The organism is Pedobacter humicola, assembly GCF_056490705.1.
The window spans coordinates 101,286-120,856 of sequence record NZ_JBWJIG010000009.1; the positions used below are offsets into that span (position 1 = coordinate 101,286).

Below are 19,571 nucleotides of genomic sequence, written 5' to 3' on the forward strand. Positions count from 1 at the left end.
TTTGATTCTTTTTTAATTATAGGCCAATGTTAATACCAAATGAAATTACACGCGGTTGTGGTGCAGAGTAAAAATCCACACCTTGATTAATGTTTGTGGACTGATAATCGGCATTAACCTCAGGATCCCATCCCTTGTATCCCGTTATGGTAAGCAAATTTTGGGCAGTGGCATATAACCTTAATTTGCTTAATTTAATTTTAGTTAATACTGAAGTAGGGAAAGTATAACCGAGTGTTATGGTTTTTAGTCTGACATAAGAACCGTCAGATAAATACCTGGTCGAGTTCCCGATACCATTGCCTGCAAACAAACGTGGCTCGGGAACAGAGGTGATATCGCCCGGTTTATCCCAATAGGTCATTTGATCTACAGTTTGATTATCATAACCATTTGAAGCATTAGCGCTCATATACTGGCCACCAGCGTTAAAAATTTTATTGCCTTTTACCCCCTGAAAAAATATACCTAAATCAAAGTTTTGATAAGAGAAAGTGTTGTTTAAACCAAAGGTGTATTTAGGATTAGGGTTTCCTGCAAATATTCTTTGTGCTTTATTGATATCTGTTGTGGTCGATCTGTCAATATTTCCAGATGCATCCGTGGTATTCAGGTAATAAAGTGCATCTCCATTTGCCGGATTTACCCCTGCATATTCCGGTATATAAAATACACCGATCGGCTGACCAGAAATAGCCGCATTTATTTCATTGCTATTTAAAATCTGTCCACCTAAATTGGTAATCTTATTGTTGTTGATCGCGCCTGTTATTGCAGTTGACCATTTGAAGGCGCCAACAAAATTTTCGCTGTTAATACCCAATTCAAACCCGGTATTTTTTAATGAACCAAGATTTTGGGTTTTGGTAGAGAAACCCGTTGTTTGTGGAATAGGAACATCCAATAATAAATCGGTGGTATTTTTTTGATAGAAATCAAAAACTCCGGTAATTCTGTTTTTTAATATACCAAAGTCGAAACCAATATCGAGTTGTTTGGTTTTTTCCCAGGTTAAATCTGGGTTGGCTATTCTGGAAGGGATTTGCCCAGGTAAGCCACCGTATGCACCGGTTCCACTAAATAAACCACGGGCAGAATAATTACCTATCTCGGCATTCCCTGTTAAGCCATAACTTGCCCTTAATTTTAATAAACTGATGGTTTCGCTTTCTTTTAAGAAATCTTCTTCAGAAGCAATCCATGCCAATGATCCTGCCGGGAAATACCCATACCTGTTGTTGGCTCCAAAACGCGATGAGCCATCAGCCCTCACGCTAAAGCCAACTAAATAACGATCGTTAAATTTATAGTTTGCCCTAAAGAAATAGGATAAAAAGCTAAATGCGCCTTCATTACTGGTTGCAATTACTTTTGTTGCTGCTGAACCTAATTTAATATAAGAATCACTTGGGAAATCCTGTCCTTCTATAGTACTATATTTAGTGGTCGATTTTTGATAACTTGTACCTAAAATAACATCGAAAGCACTCTTGCCAATGGTTTTATTGTAACTGAAAAAGTTATTGGTATTGGTGTTGATTACAAAAGTTGAAATATTTTGTGCATATCCATTTGTAGTGCCCGTATTTCTGAATGTTAAAGAACCATAATAACTTTCTTCGTTTTGATTTAAGTTATCGATAGAAAAATCAGTGCTAAATTTTAAACCTTTAGCGATATTGATATTAGCAAAAGCTTTCCCAATTGTTCTGTACACTGTAGCTTTGTAAAATGCATTGTCGATACTGATAAATGGATTATAGTATACCGGATAGTTTGAGGCTGCCCCAGGTAATGTTCCGCTGATTAAACCTGATCTTGGATCGATGAATGGAGTAATTGGCGAAAGTGCTACCGACTGTAACGGACTTGAGAAAGCATTATCATTCGATAACCTGTTGTTAATGCTGTTTGAGAAATTAAGGTTAACGCCCACCTCTAAAAAGTCGGTAACTTTATTGGTAAGGTTTAGTCTTCCGCTGTAGCGTTTATAGCTGTTTCCAATCACAATTCCTTGCTGATCTAATGCCTGGCCACCAATGTAAAATTTGGTCTTTTCATTGCCCCCTGTCAGATTCAGGTCGTATTGTTGTGTAACCGGTTTATCCTGATAAGAAGCCGCTTCCCAGTTTGAGTTAACTTTATAGGTTTGATAATCGTTATTACCCGCCGAATACCGGTTTAAACGAGCTTCCACACTTTCGCTATAGTCATCAAGGGCTTCTTGTAATGTTGCATAATCTCCGTTAAGGAAATCCTGGTTCGCCTGACCTTGCCCGGCTCTTCGCTCTATTTGAACATATTGTTCCGCGTTTAAAAAATCTCTATGGTTAGAGGGGCTACTTACGCCACCAAGTGCATTAAACTGGATTAGTGTTTTGCCTGCCTTTCCTTGTTTGGTTGTGATCAATACTACTCCGTTAGAAGCCCTTGCTCCGTATATGGCCGATGCGGAGGCATCTTTTAATACCTCAATTGACTCAATATCGTTTGTGTTTAAGTCTGCTAAAGCGCTGGTTGGTGCAGTAGTACTGGAAAAATCGCCTGAAGTAATCGGAATTCCATCAACAATATAAAGCGGTTCACTACCAGCAGTTACAGAAGCGGCGCCCCTTACCCTAACAGTAATCCCCTGACCTAATTTTCCATTTTGTGCCGCAATTTGTACTCCTGCTGCTTTTCCTTGTAAGGCCTGTTCAAAACTTGTTACGGGTAAGTTCTCCAGGTCTTTAGATTTAACAGAAGCCACAGATCCAGTTACATCCCGCTTGTTCTGTGTACCATAACCCACCACAATCACGTCTGATAGGGTATTGTTTTCCTCTTCCAAACTCGTGTTAATGGTTCGCCCGGTTATGGGTACTTCCTTGGTTTTGTAACCGATAAAGCTAAAAACGAGTGTTTTGGCATCGTCTGCAACGGTTAATTTAAAAGCGCCGGAGGCATCGCTCTGTGTGCCATTGGCTGGCGAGCCTTTTACAAATACGCTAACACCCGGAATTGGTCCGGAGGCCGATGTTACTCTCCCGGTAATTACCTTGCCTTGTGCGAAAGCAAATGAAATTAAACCGAGAGACAAAAGCATACTGAAGAGTAGTTTTTTCATCAAATTGGTAATTTAGTTAGTAATGTTAAATAGTTTGTATAAATGATACTCTTAATATAGTTAAAAATATATTTAAAACCTTGAGAAATAGGCTGAAATGTGCCTGTTGTTTGGTTTTATAGGTTTAAATCAAAACAAAAAGCGGCGAAGACTGTTGTTTTATTAAAAGATTACTTTATTTATAACAAAAAAACGATCATGGATAAGTTAGAATTAAAAGGAAAGTGGAATGAAATCAAAGGAAAGGTTAAACAAGCTTACGCCGATTTAACCGATGATGATTTAAAACATGAAGAGGGACAAGACGATGAGCTGTTGGGGAAACTGCAACAAAAAACAGGTAAGGGAAGAGATGAACTTGTAAAATGGATCAACTCACTTTAACATCAGTTCTATAAAATATAGCAGGCGGTCAATTTGGTCGCCTGTTTGCTTTAAAAACTTTTTTATGCCCGATATTGCCCGAAGATTTTCCGGAAACCCGATACTTTCCCCTAAAGATTTAATGCCCAGTAGACACGGACTGGAAATCGAGTGCCTGTTAAATCCGGGTGTTTTTACCTTTGAAGGAAAAATCTGGCTGCTCATCCGCGTGGCGGAAAGGCCTCAACAAACAGCAGGAGTAATCTCTTTTCCTATTTTAAAGGAGCATGGCATAGAAATTCTGGCGATTGAAAAAAATGACCCAGCTCTGGATGCCAGCGATCCAAGGGTGATCAGTTATCAGGGAGCCGACTACTTAACTACCTTATCTCATTTAAGGTTGGTTTGTAGTGATGATGGCATATATTTTTATCAGCCTGATGGTTATCCTCTCTTGCAGGGTGAGGGCGAGGACGAGGTTTTTGGAATTGAAGATTGCCGGGTAGCCTTAATTGATGAGATGTATTATTTAACTTTTACCGCGGTTTCGGCGCATGGAGTCGGTGTAGGCCTGCGGACTACAAAAGATTGGAAAACTTTTCAAAACCACGGAATGATTATTCCACCCCATAATAAAGATTGTGCTTTATTTGAAGAACGCATTAAGGGCAAATTTTATGCCCTGCATCGCCCGAGCAGTGTTGCTTTAGGCGGCAACTACATCTGGCTGGCCGAATCTCCTGATGGGATCCATTGGGGCAAACACAAATGTATTATCAAAACCCGGTCTGGCTTTTGGGATAGTGCCCGCGTTGGAGCAGGTGCTGCACCGATAAAAACCGCGGATGGCTGGCTCGAAATTTACCACGGTGCAAACGAAAAACACCAGTATTGTTTGGGGGCTTTTTTAATGGATTTAAATGATCCATCAAAAGTATTGGCCAGAACTGATGTGCCCATTATGGTGCCAAGCACAGATTATGAGTTGCATGGTTTCTTTGGTGAAGTGGTGTTTACAAATGGCCATATCGTTAATGGGGATGAGTTGACCATTTATTATGGCGCCGCCGATGAATTTGTTTGTGGAGCTAAATTTTCGATAAAGGAAATTTTGGATGCACTGGTTTTTTGCCACTAAGTCACCATTTATGTTTCCGGTATAGAACATTGAACACAATACCCACCATCACCGAACCTTCACCGGACATTTTAGGTTTTGATCCTTTTGAAGTTGGGGTGGAAATCAGTAAATATTAACTCCTCACTGTTAATTAATCCACAAACAAGCTTAGAAAGATGTAATCATTAACCAACAGCTTTCGCCTGACAGGTTGCAATCGCCAGTTAACCGATTTAAACAATTAACCATCGGCTATTGAATTAAACAAAAAAAGCGATCCCGTTTCCGGGTATCGCTTGTAAGTATTGATATCAGCGCTTGGGTTTCACCTTCAACCCATAACCTTTCTAGTATCCAAAAATCTGCTCCAAACTCAATTTAGTCACCGGACCAAATTTTGCTAAATCAGCCATGTTGATTTTCTTTTCTGAGGCAACAATACAATAGCTGTAAGGCTTGCCCGAAAGATTGGTTTGGTGAAATGATTTTACGTCGTTAAAGGTTAACGGTTTTAAGTTGGCGTACTCATCAATCCTTGAATCGTGGTCGAAACCTAATTTTTGATCTGCCAGGTAAGTGTAGATAATTCCATCCTTAGTAATGCGACTGGTTTCTATACCATTTAGTGAATTGGCTTTAGACAAATCGAAGGATTTATCAGATTCTGGTAGCGTAGTTAGTAACTCGTTCATGCCAGCAACGGCCTCATTCATTTTATCAGCCTGCGTACCTACATAAGCAATAATCGAATTCTCTTTCTCTTTCGTGTTTGGAGAAGAATATACAGCAAAAGTTGAGTAGGCAAGCGCTTTAGATTCGCGGATGGTTTGGAATACCACAGAGCCCATGCCACCACCAAAATAATTGTTAAATAAAGCAATTTTGGCTGCATTGGCTGGATCGTATAAACCGCCATTGCGTACCCAACGGATTTCTGCCTGAACCATATCATAATCGGCAAAGTAAACTTTGTTCGAATCCGTTTTGGTATATACAAATTTCTTGATCGGTGCGGCATCGGTAAATTCTTTTGCCAATGGGTGTGCTTTTACAATATCAGCAGAAAATGCGGCTAAAGTTTTAGGTCCATAATACGTAATGGTGTGTTTGTAATTGGTGAGGTTATGTAAGATGTAAATCAGATCAGCCGATTTCATATTCTTGATCTCATCATTGGTTAATCCATAATTGAATGGATTATCTGCACCAAACTGTGCATAACTCATTAAGCCACCTAAAATTGATGATTTGTTTAATTTGGCATTATCTCTCGATTTTAACAAACGGCCTTTTAAATCTTCCAGCGCTTTTTCGTTTGGTTTGCAATGTGCCAGTACATCTTCGAGCAAAGCAACCGCTTTATCAAAATTTTCCTGTAAACCACTGATCGCAACCGTTGTTACATCAGTACCTACGTTAACACTATAGTTACAGGCAATGTTGTAAAAAGCCTTGCTGATATCTTCTGCAGAATATTTATCCGTGCTTAAGAAAGATAGGTATTGAGCCGCATAAGGCAATAATTTATAATTGTAAGAACCCATGTCGAATCGGTAACCCAAACGGAAAATTGCGTTTTCTGTGTTTTGTACCGCAATTACATCTGCAATACCTGCTTTACCGAAATTAAGATCTTTAGTGTAATCTAAAAATTTAGGCGCAATTGGCTTTACCGGGGCAGCAATTACATCTTTTGTAAATGGTGAAACCTCGTTAACATTGGTTTTTACAGCTGTGATGGCTGGTTTTTCCACTTTAACAATGCTTTTATCTTCACCTTTATGTTTTAAGATGGAAACATAATTGTTGATGAAAAATTTATTGGCAAAATCTACGATTTCCTTTTTGGTTACTTTGCCCATTGCATCGGTAGAAGCCAGGGTTTTATCCCACTCCGTCCCGCGGTTTTGAATAAAGGCATTCATGGCAAAATCTGCACGTACATCGTTATTATCAAAGCTTTGTAACTCGGCCAATTTGATATTGGCAACGGTTGCTTTAATCAGGCTCTCGTCGAATTCACCTTTTTTAAGCAGTTCTACCTGCTCTAACAATAATTTTTGGGCGTCCTCCAGGCTTTGTCCGGCTTTAGGTGAACCAGATAAAATGAAGATTCCATAATCTTTCATCGAGTTATAACCTGCACCAGCCCTCAACATTTTTTGTTGTTTGTTGATGTTGATATCCATTAAACCCGCTTTGCCATTGGCTAAAATACTTCCAATTAAATCCAACAGTAAACTTTGGTGGGTATTTTGCGCAAAACCTCTGTAAGCCACATATAAGTTTTCGGCACTTGGACCATAAATATCAACCGTTTGAACCTGGGTTAAAGGTTTTTCGGGAGCTGGGTTATAAAGCGAGAACGGTTTTGAAACCATATAGGCAAAATCTTTATCGATTTTTTTGATCAGGTCGTCATAGTTGATATCGCCACTCATAATTAAGGCCATATTATTTGGCACATAATATTTGTTGTAATATTTCCTGATCTCAACCAACGATGGGTTTTTTAAATGTTCAATTGTACCAATGGTAGTTTGTTGTCCGTAGTTATGTGTTGGAAACAAAGCATATAACATTTTCTCGTACATTTTACGTCCATCATTGTCCATACCGATATTTTTCTCTTCGTAAACCGCTTCTAGCTCAGTATGGAAAATACGGAAAACAGGTGCGCGGAAACGTTCGGCCTGTACGGCTAAAAATTTATCAATGGCATTAGATGGGAGATCTTCTTCATAAACGGTTTCTTCCACTGAAGTATGAGCGTTTGTAGAATTGCTTCCGATCGATTTCATCATTTTATCGTATTCGTTTGCAATCGAATAATTAGATGCCTCGCCCGAAGTTTTGTCGATTTCTTTATAAATCTCTTTACGTTTTGCCGGATCGGTGGTTTTGTTGTAGGTTTCGTAGAGCGCCTCGATTTTATCTAAAAGCGGTTTTTCTTTGGCATAATTTAAGGTTCCGAATTTATCCGTTCCTTTAAATAAAAGGTGTTCTAAATAATGTGCCAAACCTGTATTGGTACGTGGATCGGTATTACTGCCCGCCCTTACGGCCATTTTGTAGGTAATATTTGGCTCTTTGTTGTTTTGTGACAAGATTACGGTCAAACCGTTTTTTAAAGTATAAAAACGTGTTTTGGTCGGATCGTTGGTTACATACTTGTAGGTAAAGCCACCTGATGTTCCTGTTTTCCATTGATAGGTTGTTTGCGCCTTCGCTAAAGAACCTGTAATCAGAAAACAAGCCAAAGTAAATAGTTTGAATTTCATTGAATTGGGTTTGGTTTATGGTAATGAATGGGTATCTGGTAGTTAAGAAAAAATCCAAATACAGCATTCATTTTTAATAAGTTATTTATTCAAATATATATGCTTTCGGCGATCGAATGAAAATATTTTTTATTTAGAAACTAAAAATCTAGGAATAAATGATTTTTGCACATCAATCGCTCTTTATTGTGCCTTGAATTTATAATCTGTATTTTTACAGCATGACAAAGCAGGGCACAAAACCAAATATTTTAGTGGTAAATGATGATGGCATTACCGCTACGGGTATTAAAAACTTAATGGAAGTAATGCAAGAGCTGGGTAATGTGGTAGTTGTTGCACCAGATAGTCCGCAAAGTGGGATGGGACATGCCATTACCATAGGTAAACCGATCCGTTTTGATAAAGTTGAGCTTTACGATGGGGTTGAGATGTATAAATGCAGTGGAACACCGGTTGACTGTGTGAAAATTGCTGTGAATAAAATTTTTAAGGGTAAAAAGCCTGATCTCTGTGTATCGGGAATTAACCATGGATTAAATAATTCGATCAATGTGTTGTATTCGGGTACCATGTCTGCTGCAGTAGAAGGTGCAATCGAAAAAATTCCTTCAATAGGTTTTTCTTTAGATGATTTTGCAGCAGATGCTGATTTTAGCCATACCAAAAAATACATCAAAAATATCTGTGAGCAGGTTTTGGCCAATGGTTTGCCAGAAGGGACTTTGTTGAATGTGAATTTTCCTAAAGGCGAGCATTTAAAGGGTGTTAAAATCTGTCGTCAGGCCAATGCCAAGTGGATGGAAGAATTTGACGAAAGAACAGATCCCTACAAACGCCCATATTATTGGTTGACCGGTGTTTTTGAAAATTTCGATAAGGGAGAAGATACCGATGTTTGGGCACTAGAACACCATTATGTTTCTATCGTTCCGGTGCAGTTCGATTTAACGGCACATCATGCCATCCAAGCCCTGAACAGCTGGGATTTTATTGATGAAAGTAATTTAAAATCTGCTGGTACTAAAGTTTCGGCACCGGATGGCATTAATTTAGGTTAAGCGATTGCTGTGATGAATGACCGGTTAAAAAAATTAAACAATTCGGTATGGCTTGGTTTGGGGATTGGTTTGCTAATTCCGGCAATACTTTGTGCCATCGCCTGGTATATCATTCACCATATCACTTATCTTGCAAAAGCTGATTTGCTGTATATAGGTGGTATTGCGATAAATGCGTATACCATGCAATACTTTTTTAAATACAATAAAGAAAATATCGGAAGAGGCATATTGGCTGCAACATTTGTATGCGCTTTTGTGTTTTTTGCCTATAAAGTTTTTTAAAAAACAGGCGTCATTGCGAACTGAAGAAGAGAATTGCGAGCTGGGGTGAAGCAATCTTTCCAGGACAACGGAGAGTAAAGGGATAAAAAATAGCATAAAAGATTGCTTCGTCGTGCCGCCTCGCAATGACGATTTTGTTATAAAAGAACAAATTATGAAATACTATCTCGTAGCCGGAGAAGCCTCAGGCGATTTACATGGCGCCAACTTAATGAAAGCCTTAAAAATTGAGGACGGCAACGCTGTGTTTCGGTATTTCGGAGGCGATAAGATGGAAACTGAAGGTGGAGAACTGGTTAAACACTATGCTGATATGGCCTTTATGGGTTTTACAGAGGTGGTTTTAAATTTGCGGACCATCTTTAGGAACCTTAAAGCCTGTAAGGAAGATATTTTACAATGGAAACCCGATGTACTGATTCTGATCGATTTCCCGGGCTTTAACTTGAAAATTGCAGAGTTTGCAAAAGCAAACGGCATAAAAGTTTGCTACTATATTTCGCCTAAAGTGTGGGCATGGAACCAGAAACGGGTACTGAAAATAAAAAAGGTAGTCGACTATATGTTTTGCATTTTACCTTTCGAAGTGGATTTCTACAAAAAGTGGGGTATGCATGTAGATTATGTGGGTAACCCATTACTGGATGAAATTGCCCAATTTACGCCAGATTTAAACTTTCGTGAAATACATCAACTGGGGGATAAAAAAATTATTGCCTTATTGCCTGGTAGCCGCAAACAGGAAATAGAGCGCCTGCTCCCGGTGATGTTAAGCATTACCGAAAATTATCCCGATGAAGTATTTGCCATTGCGGCGGCACCAACCTTTACCGAAGAATATTATCGTCAGTTTACGGGAGATAAAAATGTTCAGCTTCTTTTTAACAATACCTATAATTTATTGCACCATGCACATGTTGCAATTGTAGCTTCGGGAACAGCTACATTAGAAACTGCTTTGTTTAAAGTACCACAGGTAGTGGTGTATAAAGGAGGTACAATTTCAATTGCCATTGCCAGGATGTTAGTGAAAATTAAGTTTATTTCATTGGTTAACCTCATTGTGGATAAGAAGATTGTGACCGAATTGATTCAGGAGGATTGCAGTACTCAAAAAATAAATGAAGAGCTTAGGATGATCCTATCGGGAGCGGGCAGGGATGAGATGTTAAAACATTACGATGAGCTGCTTTTACTCATGGGAAAACCAGGAGCTTCTGCAAAAACAGCTAGATTAATTGTCGAAAAATTAAGGGTTAAAGTTTAAGCTGCTGCCAGATTTGTGAAAACTGGACCAAGCTTCAGCTTGTTTAAAGATGCAAACAGGCAGATGATTTAAAATAATAAACTTAATGCTATCATTTCCTCTTATTCAGACTTCTCATGTTGATATGGGAGGTTTACTTTTTCTGATTCATTAGTAAAGGGTTGTTTTATCTATTAACGTAACAATTTAAGTTTTTTTCATTTTTTTTAAAACAATATGCCCTTTAGAGCGTTACTAAATCGTTTTGCGGAAATCCTAACTCTAACTAATTAATCTCGTTGCTCTTATTAATTTGGTAAAAGGTTGGCCGCATTGCGTAACTAATTATAAACTAAACTAGTGAGTGCCAATGAAAAACATTTTACTCAGGATATCAGGATTCCTATGCCTGGTCCTACTTTCAAGCCCCCAGTTGTTTGCAAAAATTAAGAGCGAAAAAATCAATTTCAACCGCTATTATTTTCAGCAAGACACAACTAAAAAACAAGACACTACCAAAAAAGTACCAGTTGCAAAACCTGCCGATACGGTAAAAGCACCTGTAAATCCTTTGGGTGGTGCACGGCCGGTTACTACACCGGCGCCTGTGCCAACAACGGGAACTCCTGCACCCTCAGCAACGGCTGCCCCTGCAGCAAGTGCAGGTCAAAAAACAATTACGGGTACCGTTGTAGACGAAAAGAAAATAGGTTTACCGGGTGTTGGTATTAAAATACAAGGCAAAACCGGTGGAAGTGTAACACAAGAGAACGGTAAGTTCAGTATCAATGTAACTTCGCCAACAGATGTGCTGGTGTTCAGTTATATTGGCTATCAATCCAAATCTCTTCCCGCAGGTAATGGGGCCACGCCCTTAACTGTAAGTTTGGTGCCATCAGGAGCACAAAATTTAAGTGACGTAGTGGTGGTGGGCTACGGAACATTGAAAACCAAAGAGGTTACGTCTTCGGTTGCGCACGTAGACACTGCTCAATTTCGGCAAAGTGGTGCGCGGAATCCCCTCGATCTGGTACAAGGTAAGGTGGCTGGTTTAAACCTTACCCGAACGAGTGGATCAAATCCCAATTCTGGTGTCAACGTTCAACTTAGGGGAGCAGTAACCGTAACGGGAAGTTCTAGTCCGTTATTCGTAATTGATGGTATCCCTGGTGGAAACCCAGACCTGTTGCAACAAGATGATATCTTATCAGTCGACGTTTTAAAGGATGGTTCAGGTGCCGCGATTTATGGTACCAGTGCAAATGCGGGTGTAATCCTGATTACCACTAAAAAGGGAAAGCCTGGAGCGCCACAATTTAATTATTCTACTTATTTCCGTAAAGAATACATACAGAACAGGTTGGATTTTTTAACTACAGATGAGTTCAGACAAAAAATAACTTCCGGTGCTTTAGATGCGCAGGATTATGGCGGAAATGACGATTTGTATGGAAGCTTGGTGAATAAAGATAACCTATCACAAAACCATAACCTTTCCTTATCAGGAGGTACAAATAATACCAATTATCGTGCGAGTTTAAACTACCGTGATTTACAGGGTATCGGCTTGGAAAACGGAAGGAAAGAATATACTGTTAGGTTAAATGTAAACCAGAAAGGTTTTAACGATAAGCTGAATATTCAAATGAACCTGGCTTCGAACTTTAATAATGCAAATACATTAGGTGGTAGCGGCTGGGAAGAGGAACTGGTTAAAAATCCAACCAAACGGATTTATAATGAAAACGGTACATTCTATTTTGATAACCAAAGTACCAATCAATATGCCCGCTTACAACAAGAGCGTAGTAAAAGACAACAGCAAACAAGCTCGGCCGATATTAAAGCGGATATCGACTTAGCAAAAGGGTTGAAGGGGTCAGTTTTTGGATCTGTTCAACGCGATAGCTACACGGATGGCGCATGGGCTTCTATTTTTTCCGAGCGTTCGGTAGAAGATGCAGATTATCCCGGAGGCGGTTATGCGAGTAAGGGAAATTTCTTGTCGCAAGCTTTCGCATTTGAGCCTACCTTGCAATACAATACCATTATTAAAGAAAAACATTCAATTTCTGCGGTTGCCGGTTATAGTTATCGGTATAATGTAGAAGAAGGTCAGTCGGCGAGTAACAGGGGCTTTATCAATGATCAGTTTCATGAAGATAACCTAACAACCGGTATTGCGTTAACTGACGGAAGAGCAACGGCAACAAGTTTTAAAAACGACAATACCTTGATCGCTTTTTTTGGAAGGATCAATTATGCTTTCGACAACAAATACCTGTTGCAGTTGATTTTAAGACATGAAGGTTCATCCCGTTTTGGTATAAACAATAAATGGGGAGATTTTCCAGCGGTTTCGGCCGGATGGAACATCTCAGACGAAAATTTCATGAAGAATATTAAATGGGTTAATTATTTGAAACTACGTGTGGGTTATGGGGTAACGGGTAACTCTGGTTTCTCCAATAATGCCTCAAGGGTAGTGCTAGGTGGCGGAGGTAGATATATCTACCCAGATGGTGCATACCGCGAAACGTATGGGCCAACTACCAATGTTAACCCTGATCTGAAATGGGAAACCAAAAGGGAGTTAAACATTGGTGCTGATTTTACCTTATTTAATAGTAAACTTAAAGGGGCCGTGGATGTATTCGATCGTACAACTAAAGATTTGTTAGATCAATATACTACGCCTCAACCACCCTACGTTCTGGCTAATATCTACGCTAACGTAGGTACCATCTCATCAAAAGGTATCGAATTGGCGTTGAGTTATGAAGCAATCAAAACAAAGGATTTAACCTTTAGCATGGATTTTACCGGTAGCACTTTAAGCAATAAGCTGGTAAGTTATTCGAACGATATTTTTGATGTTAAATATAAAACATTTGGCGGTATTGGAGGATCAGGTGCTTTGGGCGACGCCATTACAACCTATGAAGGCGCTCCACTAGGCGAATTCTGGGGCAAACGTTTTGCGGGCTTCGATGCAGCAGGAAAATGGTTATTCTACAATAGAAACGGTGTTGCCGTGCACAACGATCAGATTAATTACTCAAAAGATCCAAATCTTACCGACTTAGCCCGTATAGGTAATGCCATACCTAAATACTATGCATCCTTTACGGCGAATTTAGCTTATAAAAACTGGGATTTCAGAATGTTTGTAAGAGGAAAGTTTGATTATCAGATCTTAAATACTACTGCACTCTCATACGGTAATCCATCCATCAAAGGTAGCAACTATCTACGTTCGGCGTTCGACAAGTATAGCCAGATCAACGATACCTATCAATATTCTGATTATTACTTAGAGGATGGAACAAACCTTAAAATCGACGAGATCACAATCGGTTATAGCTTTAAATTCAAAACCAAGCTGATCCGCAATTTAAGGGTTTACGCCACCGGGCAAAATTTAGTTACGCTTACAGGCTACACAGGTAATGATCCTGATTTCGTACTCGATTCAGGTTTAGGCCCCGGTGTTGATAACAGAAATGCTTATCCAAGTACCAGGTCATTCTTGTTCGGTCTAAATCTTGGTTTTTAAACATAATATCATGAAAAAGAATTTAAAATATATAATAATGTTTTTGCTTGTAGGACTAGGCTTCTCCTGTACTAAACTAGATGAAAATGCCTACGACCAAATTCCTGCAGATGTATTCTATACCAATAAAAATGAAGTATTATCTGCCGTACTACGCCCCTATACACATGCCAATGCCTGGGTTACCCCATCCGGACAAAATGGTTGGTGGCGCATGGCAGAACTGTCTGCCGATCAGCTGGCCTGGCCAACAAAAGGCCCGCACGGTGAAGATGGTGGCCAATGGAAAAGATTACACTATCACAGCTGGAATGTTGATGAAGATGGTTATAATAATGCCTGGAACCTGATGTATTGGGGAATGGGATTGTGCAATAGCCCTATACAAAATCTCGAAAACAGAAGTATCTCAGAAATGGGCATTACCCAGGCTGAAAAAGACTCCTATATCGCGGAACTGAAACTCCTTAGGGCGTTCCATTATTTAAAACTGATGGATTTATTTGGTAATATCCCTATTAGCCTCACCGTACCAACAGGTAGTGTGCCAACTTCAGAATATCCTGCAACATCAAGCAGAAAAGAAGTGTTTGATTTTATTGAGAAAGAGATCAGAGAGAATATTGAAAAAACACCAAAGCTTTCAAGAGAGATGCTTGGTAGGATGAGTCAGGCAGGTGGTTATGCCATGTTGGTAGAGTTGTATCTTAACGCCGAAGCCTGGACAGGTACCCCACGTTGGGACGACTGTATTGCGGCTGCGGATAAATTGATCACCAACCAGGGTGGAGGTCAGAATGGCGCTATGGCTTTAGATAATGATATCCTAAGCCAGTTTAATACCACTAACGATCTGTCAAAAGAAGTGATTTTTTCAGTCGCTTATGATTATAAGCGTGCTAATTTTGAACCTGGTTTTGCCGCGGATTTTTTCCACTTTGCACAAAAGGACATTTATGGTGGTGGTAGAAACGGTAATGATGGGGTAGTAGTGATTCCGAATGTTTACAACAAATATGATAATGATGATCAGAGAAAGAAACAGTGGTTGTTGATTGGCCCACAATTCAAATTTGCAAATCTTAAAGAGCCGGTATTAGGAACGGTAGAATATGCAGGTAAGCCGCTGGTTTTTGTTGATAATATCCAAAAAAATTCAAAAAACTCAACTGTTTCTACCATGAGCGAAGGTGAAGAAAATAGTGGTGTGCGTTTTAACAAATACAGATTAGGGAATTCGATTGCGGGTTTTGCTCTTAACGGAACTGATACTGTTAGGGTTCAGCCTGATCCAAATTATAACAATACCGATTGGAATATTTATCGCTTAACCTGGATTTATTTCGCTAAGGCAGAGGCAATCATGCGCAAAAACGGTGGCGTAGCCACAACTGAGGCCGTTACTTTAATTAACGATGTTAAAAAAAGAGCCTATACTGCTGCAGCTTGGCCAAGTCACGCTTATACTACCGCTACCTTAACTTTGGATGAACTTTTAGCTGAGAGAGGAAGAGAATTTATTTTCGAAGGATTTAGAAGAGATGATCTGATCCGTTTTGGCAAATTTACCACCACTGAGTGGTGGGACCATAGTCCATCCCCAGCTTTCAGGAGTTTATATCCAATCCCACAACGACAGTTAGATTTAAATTCGAAGCTTAAACAAAACCCAGGATATTAATTTTGATACAAAAGGCGCTTAATCAGCGCCTTTTGTTGTTTTGAGCCCACATTGTAGTATTGTAACAACCTTTAGTAAATGATTCTAAAACGATTAACATAAAAAATGTTAAATTGCGTTTTTATAACGAGCAAAATTTTAAAGCTGCAATTTTTATTTAGCTTTGAATTGATTAACTTAAAATACTTCCAACCAAATGAAATCGCTTTCTATCAAAGATATAGCTGTAAAAGCAAATGTATCCATTACCACAGTTTCATTCATTATTAACGGTAAAGCAAAAGAGAAATCGATAAGCGAGGCAGTAATCGAGAAAGTAGAAAAAATTATCGAGGAAAGCGGTTACAAACCTAATCAGATTGCAAGGAGTTTGCGTACCGGTAACTCCAATATCATTGGTTTAATTATTGAGGATATCTCCAATTCCTTCTTTTCGAGAATAGCGAGGTTAATAGAAGATAAGGCCTACAAAAAAGGATATAAAATTATTTATTCCAGCACCGAAAACAGTGTAGATAAAGCGAAAGAATTAATCAATATGTTTAAATCGCGCAAGGTCGATGCCTACATCATCTCACCGATTAAAGGGATAGAGGAAGATATTCAGATGCTTTTAGATGATGGTAATCCGGTTATTTTATTCGACAGGAATTTGCCCGATATCAATACCAGTTATGTTGGGGCGGATCATGTTAATGCCTCGTATCAATCCATCCAGAGTTTTATCGACCAGGGTAAAAAGAACATTGCATTGGTTACCACCGATATTAATGTGGAGCAGATTGTAGAACGTTATGATGGTTATAAAAAAGCACTGGAGGATAACGGAATCAAATATGATGAAAGCTTGGTTTTAAAAATTCACTTTAACCAGGAGGAAAGCGAAACTATCGATCAGATCAAAACTCTTCTTGAAACTAAAAAAATTGATGCGGTTTTATTTGCAACCAATTATCTGGCCATTAGTGGTTTAAAAGTATTAAAAAAGATCAATAAGAAAATCGGGGATGACTTCGCCGTTATCGCCTATGATGACCACGAAGCTTTCGAACTGCATACCCCGGGGATTTCTACAGTTCAGCAGCCCCTGGAGGAAATTGCAGAAAACGTTATCAAACTCATTCTAAAACAACTGTCTTCTAAAGTCAAACTAGAAAATCAACAAATTATTATTCCTGCCAAACTCATTATCAGGGATTAAATTTCTTAGTAACTTAAATGTTACAATTCGCTATTTTAATATGATTTTAATTTCTCTAATATTGGATTAGTAAAACGTTTTACTTTAATGCGGCTTTAGAGGGTAAAAAACCATCTTAACCTAGAATATCGTCCATATTTACATTCGATTTCCTGAATGAAGTATTTGGTAATAATCAAGTAAAACGATTTATCCGATTGTATCAAAACCAAATATTGATTTATGAGAAACCTTTCCTTACTCGCACTTTGTCTTTTTTTTAATTTAACCATTAAAGCACAAGATAAGGCACCGGCCTACCCATTAATTACACATGATGCTTATTTCAGCATCTGGTCTTTCGGAGATGGGCTTAACCAATCGGTTACCAAACACTGGACAGGTAAGGAACAGTCATTATTAGGGGTAATTAAAGTTGATGATCAGCTTTATCGCTTTTTAGGTGAAGAAACCAAAACTTATAAAGCCCTACTTCCTGCTGCCGACGACTTAAAATACCAGGCAAATTATACTTTCGATCAACCGGAAAAAGGTTGGGAAACCAGTAATTATAATGACGGGTCATGGAAAAAAGGTGATGCTCCATTTGGCGATGAGCGTGCCGACAAAACAAAATGGAATTCTGATGACCTCTACTTCAGAAGAACTTTTGATGTTGCAGATGTATCGGCGGCTAAAAAATACCTTAAACTAAATCACGACGATAATGTCCAGGTTTATTTAAACGGTAAACAGATTTACCGGAAAAATGGCTGGGTTTCTGATTATATCTACTTACCAATCGAGGATGGCATATTGCAAAAAGGTAAAAATGTATTGGCCATCCATTGCAAAAATACGGCTGGTGGCAGGCATTTGGATGCCGGAATTGTAGAAGAGGATGCACAAAATGTAAAAATTGCTTCCGCCACTCAAACCAATGTAACCGTCGAGGCTACCACTACCAGATATACTTTCGCTGCAGGCAATATAGAATTACAAGTAAGTTTTACTTCGCCATTGTTGCTTAACGATATCAAATTAACCGCCAGACCAATCAGTTACATCAATTATGCTGTAAAATCGACTGATGGAAAATCGCATAAAGTGGATGTTTTCTTTGGGGCATCATCAAATATTGCTGTCAACACCCCAAATCAGGCAGTTTCGGCATGGAAAACGTCAAAAAATAATCTTTCTATCCTCAAAACAGGTACTGTGGAGCAAGCTGTATTAAAAAAACGAGGCGACGATGTGCGTATCGACTGGGGTTATTTATACGTGGCCGTTCCTACTCAATTTAAAGCAACACAGTTTATTGCTTCACAGAATGAGAGTCTGAAAAGTTTTATGGCAGCAAAATATCCTGGCGAAGCACAGGTATCAAACTCAAAAAGCTTAAATCTGAGTAGCGTGATTCCTTTCGGCTCAGTGTCTTCTGCTGCGGTAGAAAAATATATCATGATCGGTTACGACGATTTAAAATCGGTAGAATATTTTGGCGAAAAGTTATCGCCGGTTTGGAGACAATCCGGTTCGCAGCAATTCGAGGATCAACTGGCCGAGGCCAACACTCAGTATGCTTCTTTAAAAAGTAAATGTGCAGCCTTTGATGTCAAACTTTACGCTGATGCAGAAAAAGCAGGTGGCAAAGAATATGCAGCGATGTGTAAACTGGCCTACAGGCAGGCTATTGCTGCACACAAAATTGTGTATGCGCCCAATGGAGATATTCTTTTCCTTTCTAAAGAAAACTTTAGTAACGGATCAATCAATACCGTTGATGTAACCTATCCTTCTGCACCACAGTTTTTAGTGTATAACCCTGAACTGCTTAAAGGAATGCTGAACGGTATTTTCTATTATTCGGAAAGTGGGAAATGGAAAAAACCTTTTGCCGCACACGATTTAGGAACCTATCCTTTGGCAAACGGACAAACCTATGGCGAAGATATGCCTGTAGAGGAGGCAGGGAACATGATCATCTTAACCGCTGCCATTACCAAAGCGGAAGGCAATGCAAAATATGCCGAAAAACACTGGGAAGTGATGTCGGTATGGGCAAATTATCTTTTGAGAGAGGGTTTCGATCCTGCCAATCAATTGTGTACAGATGATTTTGCCGGTCACCTTGCGCGCAACGCTAACTTATCTGTAAAGGCGATTGTAGCTTTGGGCGGTTACGCACAAATGGCGCAATTGTTAGGTAAAACAGAAGTAGCCACAAAATACAGAACCGCTGCCTTGCAGATGGCACAAAACTGGATGAAGCTTGCCGACGACGGTGACCATTATGCCCTAACCTTTAACGATAAAAATACCTGGAGCCAGAAATATAACCTGGTATGGGATAAACTTTTAAAACTCGACCTTTTCCCAAAAGAAGTATATAAAAAGGAGATCGATTTCTACTTAACCAAACAAAAGGATTTTGGCTTGCCATTGGATAGCCGTAAAACTTATTCCAAATCAGACTGGATTATGTGGACTGCAACATTGGCTGATAATGAAGCGGATTTTCAAAAGTTCATTCACCCGATTTACCGTTACGCCACTGAAACAGAAAGCAAGGTTCCGCTAAGTGACTGGCATGAAACAACCAATGGTAAAATGGTGGGTTTCCAGGCCAGAAGTGTTGTTGGTGGTTACTTTATCAAAATGTTAGCCGATAAATGGAATATTAAGTAGCCGT

The 19,571-nt window shown here is 39.2% G+C and carries 11 protein-coding genes; 9 read left to right on the top strand and 2 right to left on the bottom strand.

Features of this window, described 5'->3' with window-relative positions:
* Window positions 1–16: 16 nt before the first annotated feature.
* Window positions 17–3,106: a SusC/RagA family TonB-linked outer membrane protein gene (locus AC04Q1_RS15270; RefSeq protein WP_478365447.1), complete on the bottom strand. Its 3,090-nt coding sequence runs from the start codon at window positions 3,104–3,106 to the stop codon at window positions 17–19.
* A 198-nt stretch (window positions 3,107–3,304) separates the two neighbouring features.
* Between AC04Q1_RS15270 and AC04Q1_RS15275 the strand changes: the two genes are divergently transcribed.
* On the top strand, window positions 3,305–3,490 hold the full coding sequence (locus AC04Q1_RS15275) for a CsbD family protein (RefSeq protein ID WP_029276197.1): 186 nt from the start codon (window positions 3,305–3,307) through the stop codon (window positions 3,488–3,490).
* Window positions 3,491–3,554: 64 nt separating this feature from the next.
* Complete coding sequence (locus tag AC04Q1_RS15280; protein WP_478365448.1) at window positions 3,555–4,607, top strand: glycoside hydrolase family 130 protein; 1,053 nt, start codon at window positions 3,555–3,557, stop codon at window positions 4,605–4,607.
* 329 nt (window positions 4,608–4,936) lie between these two features.
* On the opposite strand, the gene AC04Q1_RS15285 is transcribed toward AC04Q1_RS15280, so the two are convergent.
* Window positions 4,937–7,870, bottom strand: a complete 2,934-nt coding sequence (locus AC04Q1_RS15285; RefSeq protein ID WP_478365449.1) for a M16 family metallopeptidase — start codon at window positions 7,868–7,870, stop codon at window positions 4,937–4,939.
* A 221-nt stretch (window positions 7,871–8,091) separates the two neighbouring features.
* Here AC04Q1_RS15285 and surE point away from each other — a divergent pair, with 221 nt between their 5' ends.
* The 7 genes from surE (at window position 8,092) to AC04Q1_RS15320 (ending at window position 19,567) form a co-directional block, all read left to right on the top strand.
* Entirely contained in the window at window positions 8,092–8,931 is an 840-nt protein-coding gene (gene surE, locus AC04Q1_RS15290; RefSeq protein ID WP_478365450.1) for a 5'/3'-nucleotidase SurE, read from the top strand.
* A gap of 12 nt (window positions 8,932–8,943) precedes the next feature.
* On the top strand, window positions 8,944–9,216 hold the full coding sequence (locus AC04Q1_RS15295) for a stationary phase survival protein SurE (protein ID WP_478365451.1): 273 nt from the start codon (window positions 8,944–8,946) through the stop codon (window positions 9,214–9,216).
* A 154-nt stretch (window positions 9,217–9,370) separates the two neighbouring features.
* Window positions 9,371–10,483, top strand: a complete 1,113-nt coding sequence (gene lpxB, locus AC04Q1_RS15300; RefSeq protein WP_478365452.1) for a lipid-A-disaccharide synthase — start codon at window positions 9,371–9,373, stop codon at window positions 10,481–10,483.
* 349 nt (window positions 10,484–10,832) lie between these two features.
* Complete coding sequence (locus AC04Q1_RS15305) at window positions 10,833–14,018, top strand: SusC/RagA family TonB-linked outer membrane protein (RefSeq protein ID WP_478365453.1); 3,186 nt, start codon at window positions 10,833–10,835, stop codon at window positions 14,016–14,018.
* Window positions 14,019–14,028: 10 nt separating this feature from the next.
* Complete coding sequence (locus AC04Q1_RS15310; RefSeq protein WP_478365454.1) at window positions 14,029–15,699, top strand: RagB/SusD family nutrient uptake outer membrane protein; 1,671 nt, start codon at window positions 14,029–14,031, stop codon at window positions 15,697–15,699.
* Window positions 15,700–15,895: 196 nt separating this feature from the next.
* Complete coding sequence (locus AC04Q1_RS15315) at window positions 15,896–16,900, top strand: LacI family DNA-binding transcriptional regulator (RefSeq protein ID WP_478365455.1); 1,005 nt, start codon at window positions 15,896–15,898, stop codon at window positions 16,898–16,900.
* A 222-nt stretch (window positions 16,901–17,122) separates the two neighbouring features.
* The gene (locus AC04Q1_RS15320; protein ID WP_478365456.1) at window positions 17,123–19,567 is read left to right on the top strand and encodes a glutaminase domain-containing protein; all 2,445 of its coding nucleotides are present in this window, start codon (window positions 17,123–17,125) and stop codon (window positions 19,565–19,567) included.
* Window positions 19,568–19,571 lie beyond the last annotated feature (4 nt).

What these genes read in the sequence shown, in the direction of transcription:
- AC04Q1_RS15310 (WP_478365454.1), top strand. Translation starts at nt 14,029, where the DNA reads ATGAAAAAGAATTTAAAATATATAATAATGTTTTTGCTTGTAGGACTA.
- AC04Q1_RS15295 (WP_478365451.1), top strand. Translation starts at nt 8,944, where the DNA reads ATGAATGACCGGTTAAAAAAATTAAACAATTCGGTATGGCTTGGTTTG.
- AC04Q1_RS15285 (WP_478365449.1), bottom strand. Translation starts at nt 7,870, where the DNA reads ATGAAATTCAAACTATTTACTTTGGCTTGTTTTCTGATTACAGGTTCT.
- AC04Q1_RS15320 (WP_478365456.1), top strand. Translation starts at nt 17,123, where the DNA reads ATGAGAAACCTTTCCTTACTCGCACTTTGTCTTTTTTTTAATTTAACC.
- AC04Q1_RS15280 (WP_478365448.1), top strand. Translation starts at nt 3,555, where the DNA reads ATGCCCGATATTGCCCGAAGATTTTCCGGAAACCCGATACTTTCCCCT.
- AC04Q1_RS15305 (WP_478365453.1), top strand. Translation starts at nt 10,833, where the DNA reads ATGAAAAACATTTTACTCAGGATATCAGGATTCCTATGCCTGGTCCTA.
- AC04Q1_RS15315 (WP_478365455.1), top strand. Translation starts at nt 15,896, where the DNA reads ATGAAATCGCTTTCTATCAAAGATATAGCTGTAAAAGCAAATGTATCC.
- surE (WP_478365450.1), top strand. Translation starts at nt 8,092, where the DNA reads ATGACAAAGCAGGGCACAAAACCAAATATTTTAGTGGTAAATGATGAT.
- lpxB (WP_478365452.1), top strand. Translation starts at nt 9,371, where the DNA reads ATGAAATACTATCTCGTAGCCGGAGAAGCCTCAGGCGATTTACATGGC.
- AC04Q1_RS15270 (WP_478365447.1), bottom strand. Translation starts at nt 3,106, where the DNA reads ATGAAAAAACTACTCTTCAGTATGCTTTTGTCTCTCGGTTTAATTTCA.
- AC04Q1_RS15275 (WP_029276197.1), top strand. Translation starts at nt 3,305, where the DNA reads ATGGATAAGTTAGAATTAAAAGGAAAGTGGAATGAAATCAAAGGAAAG.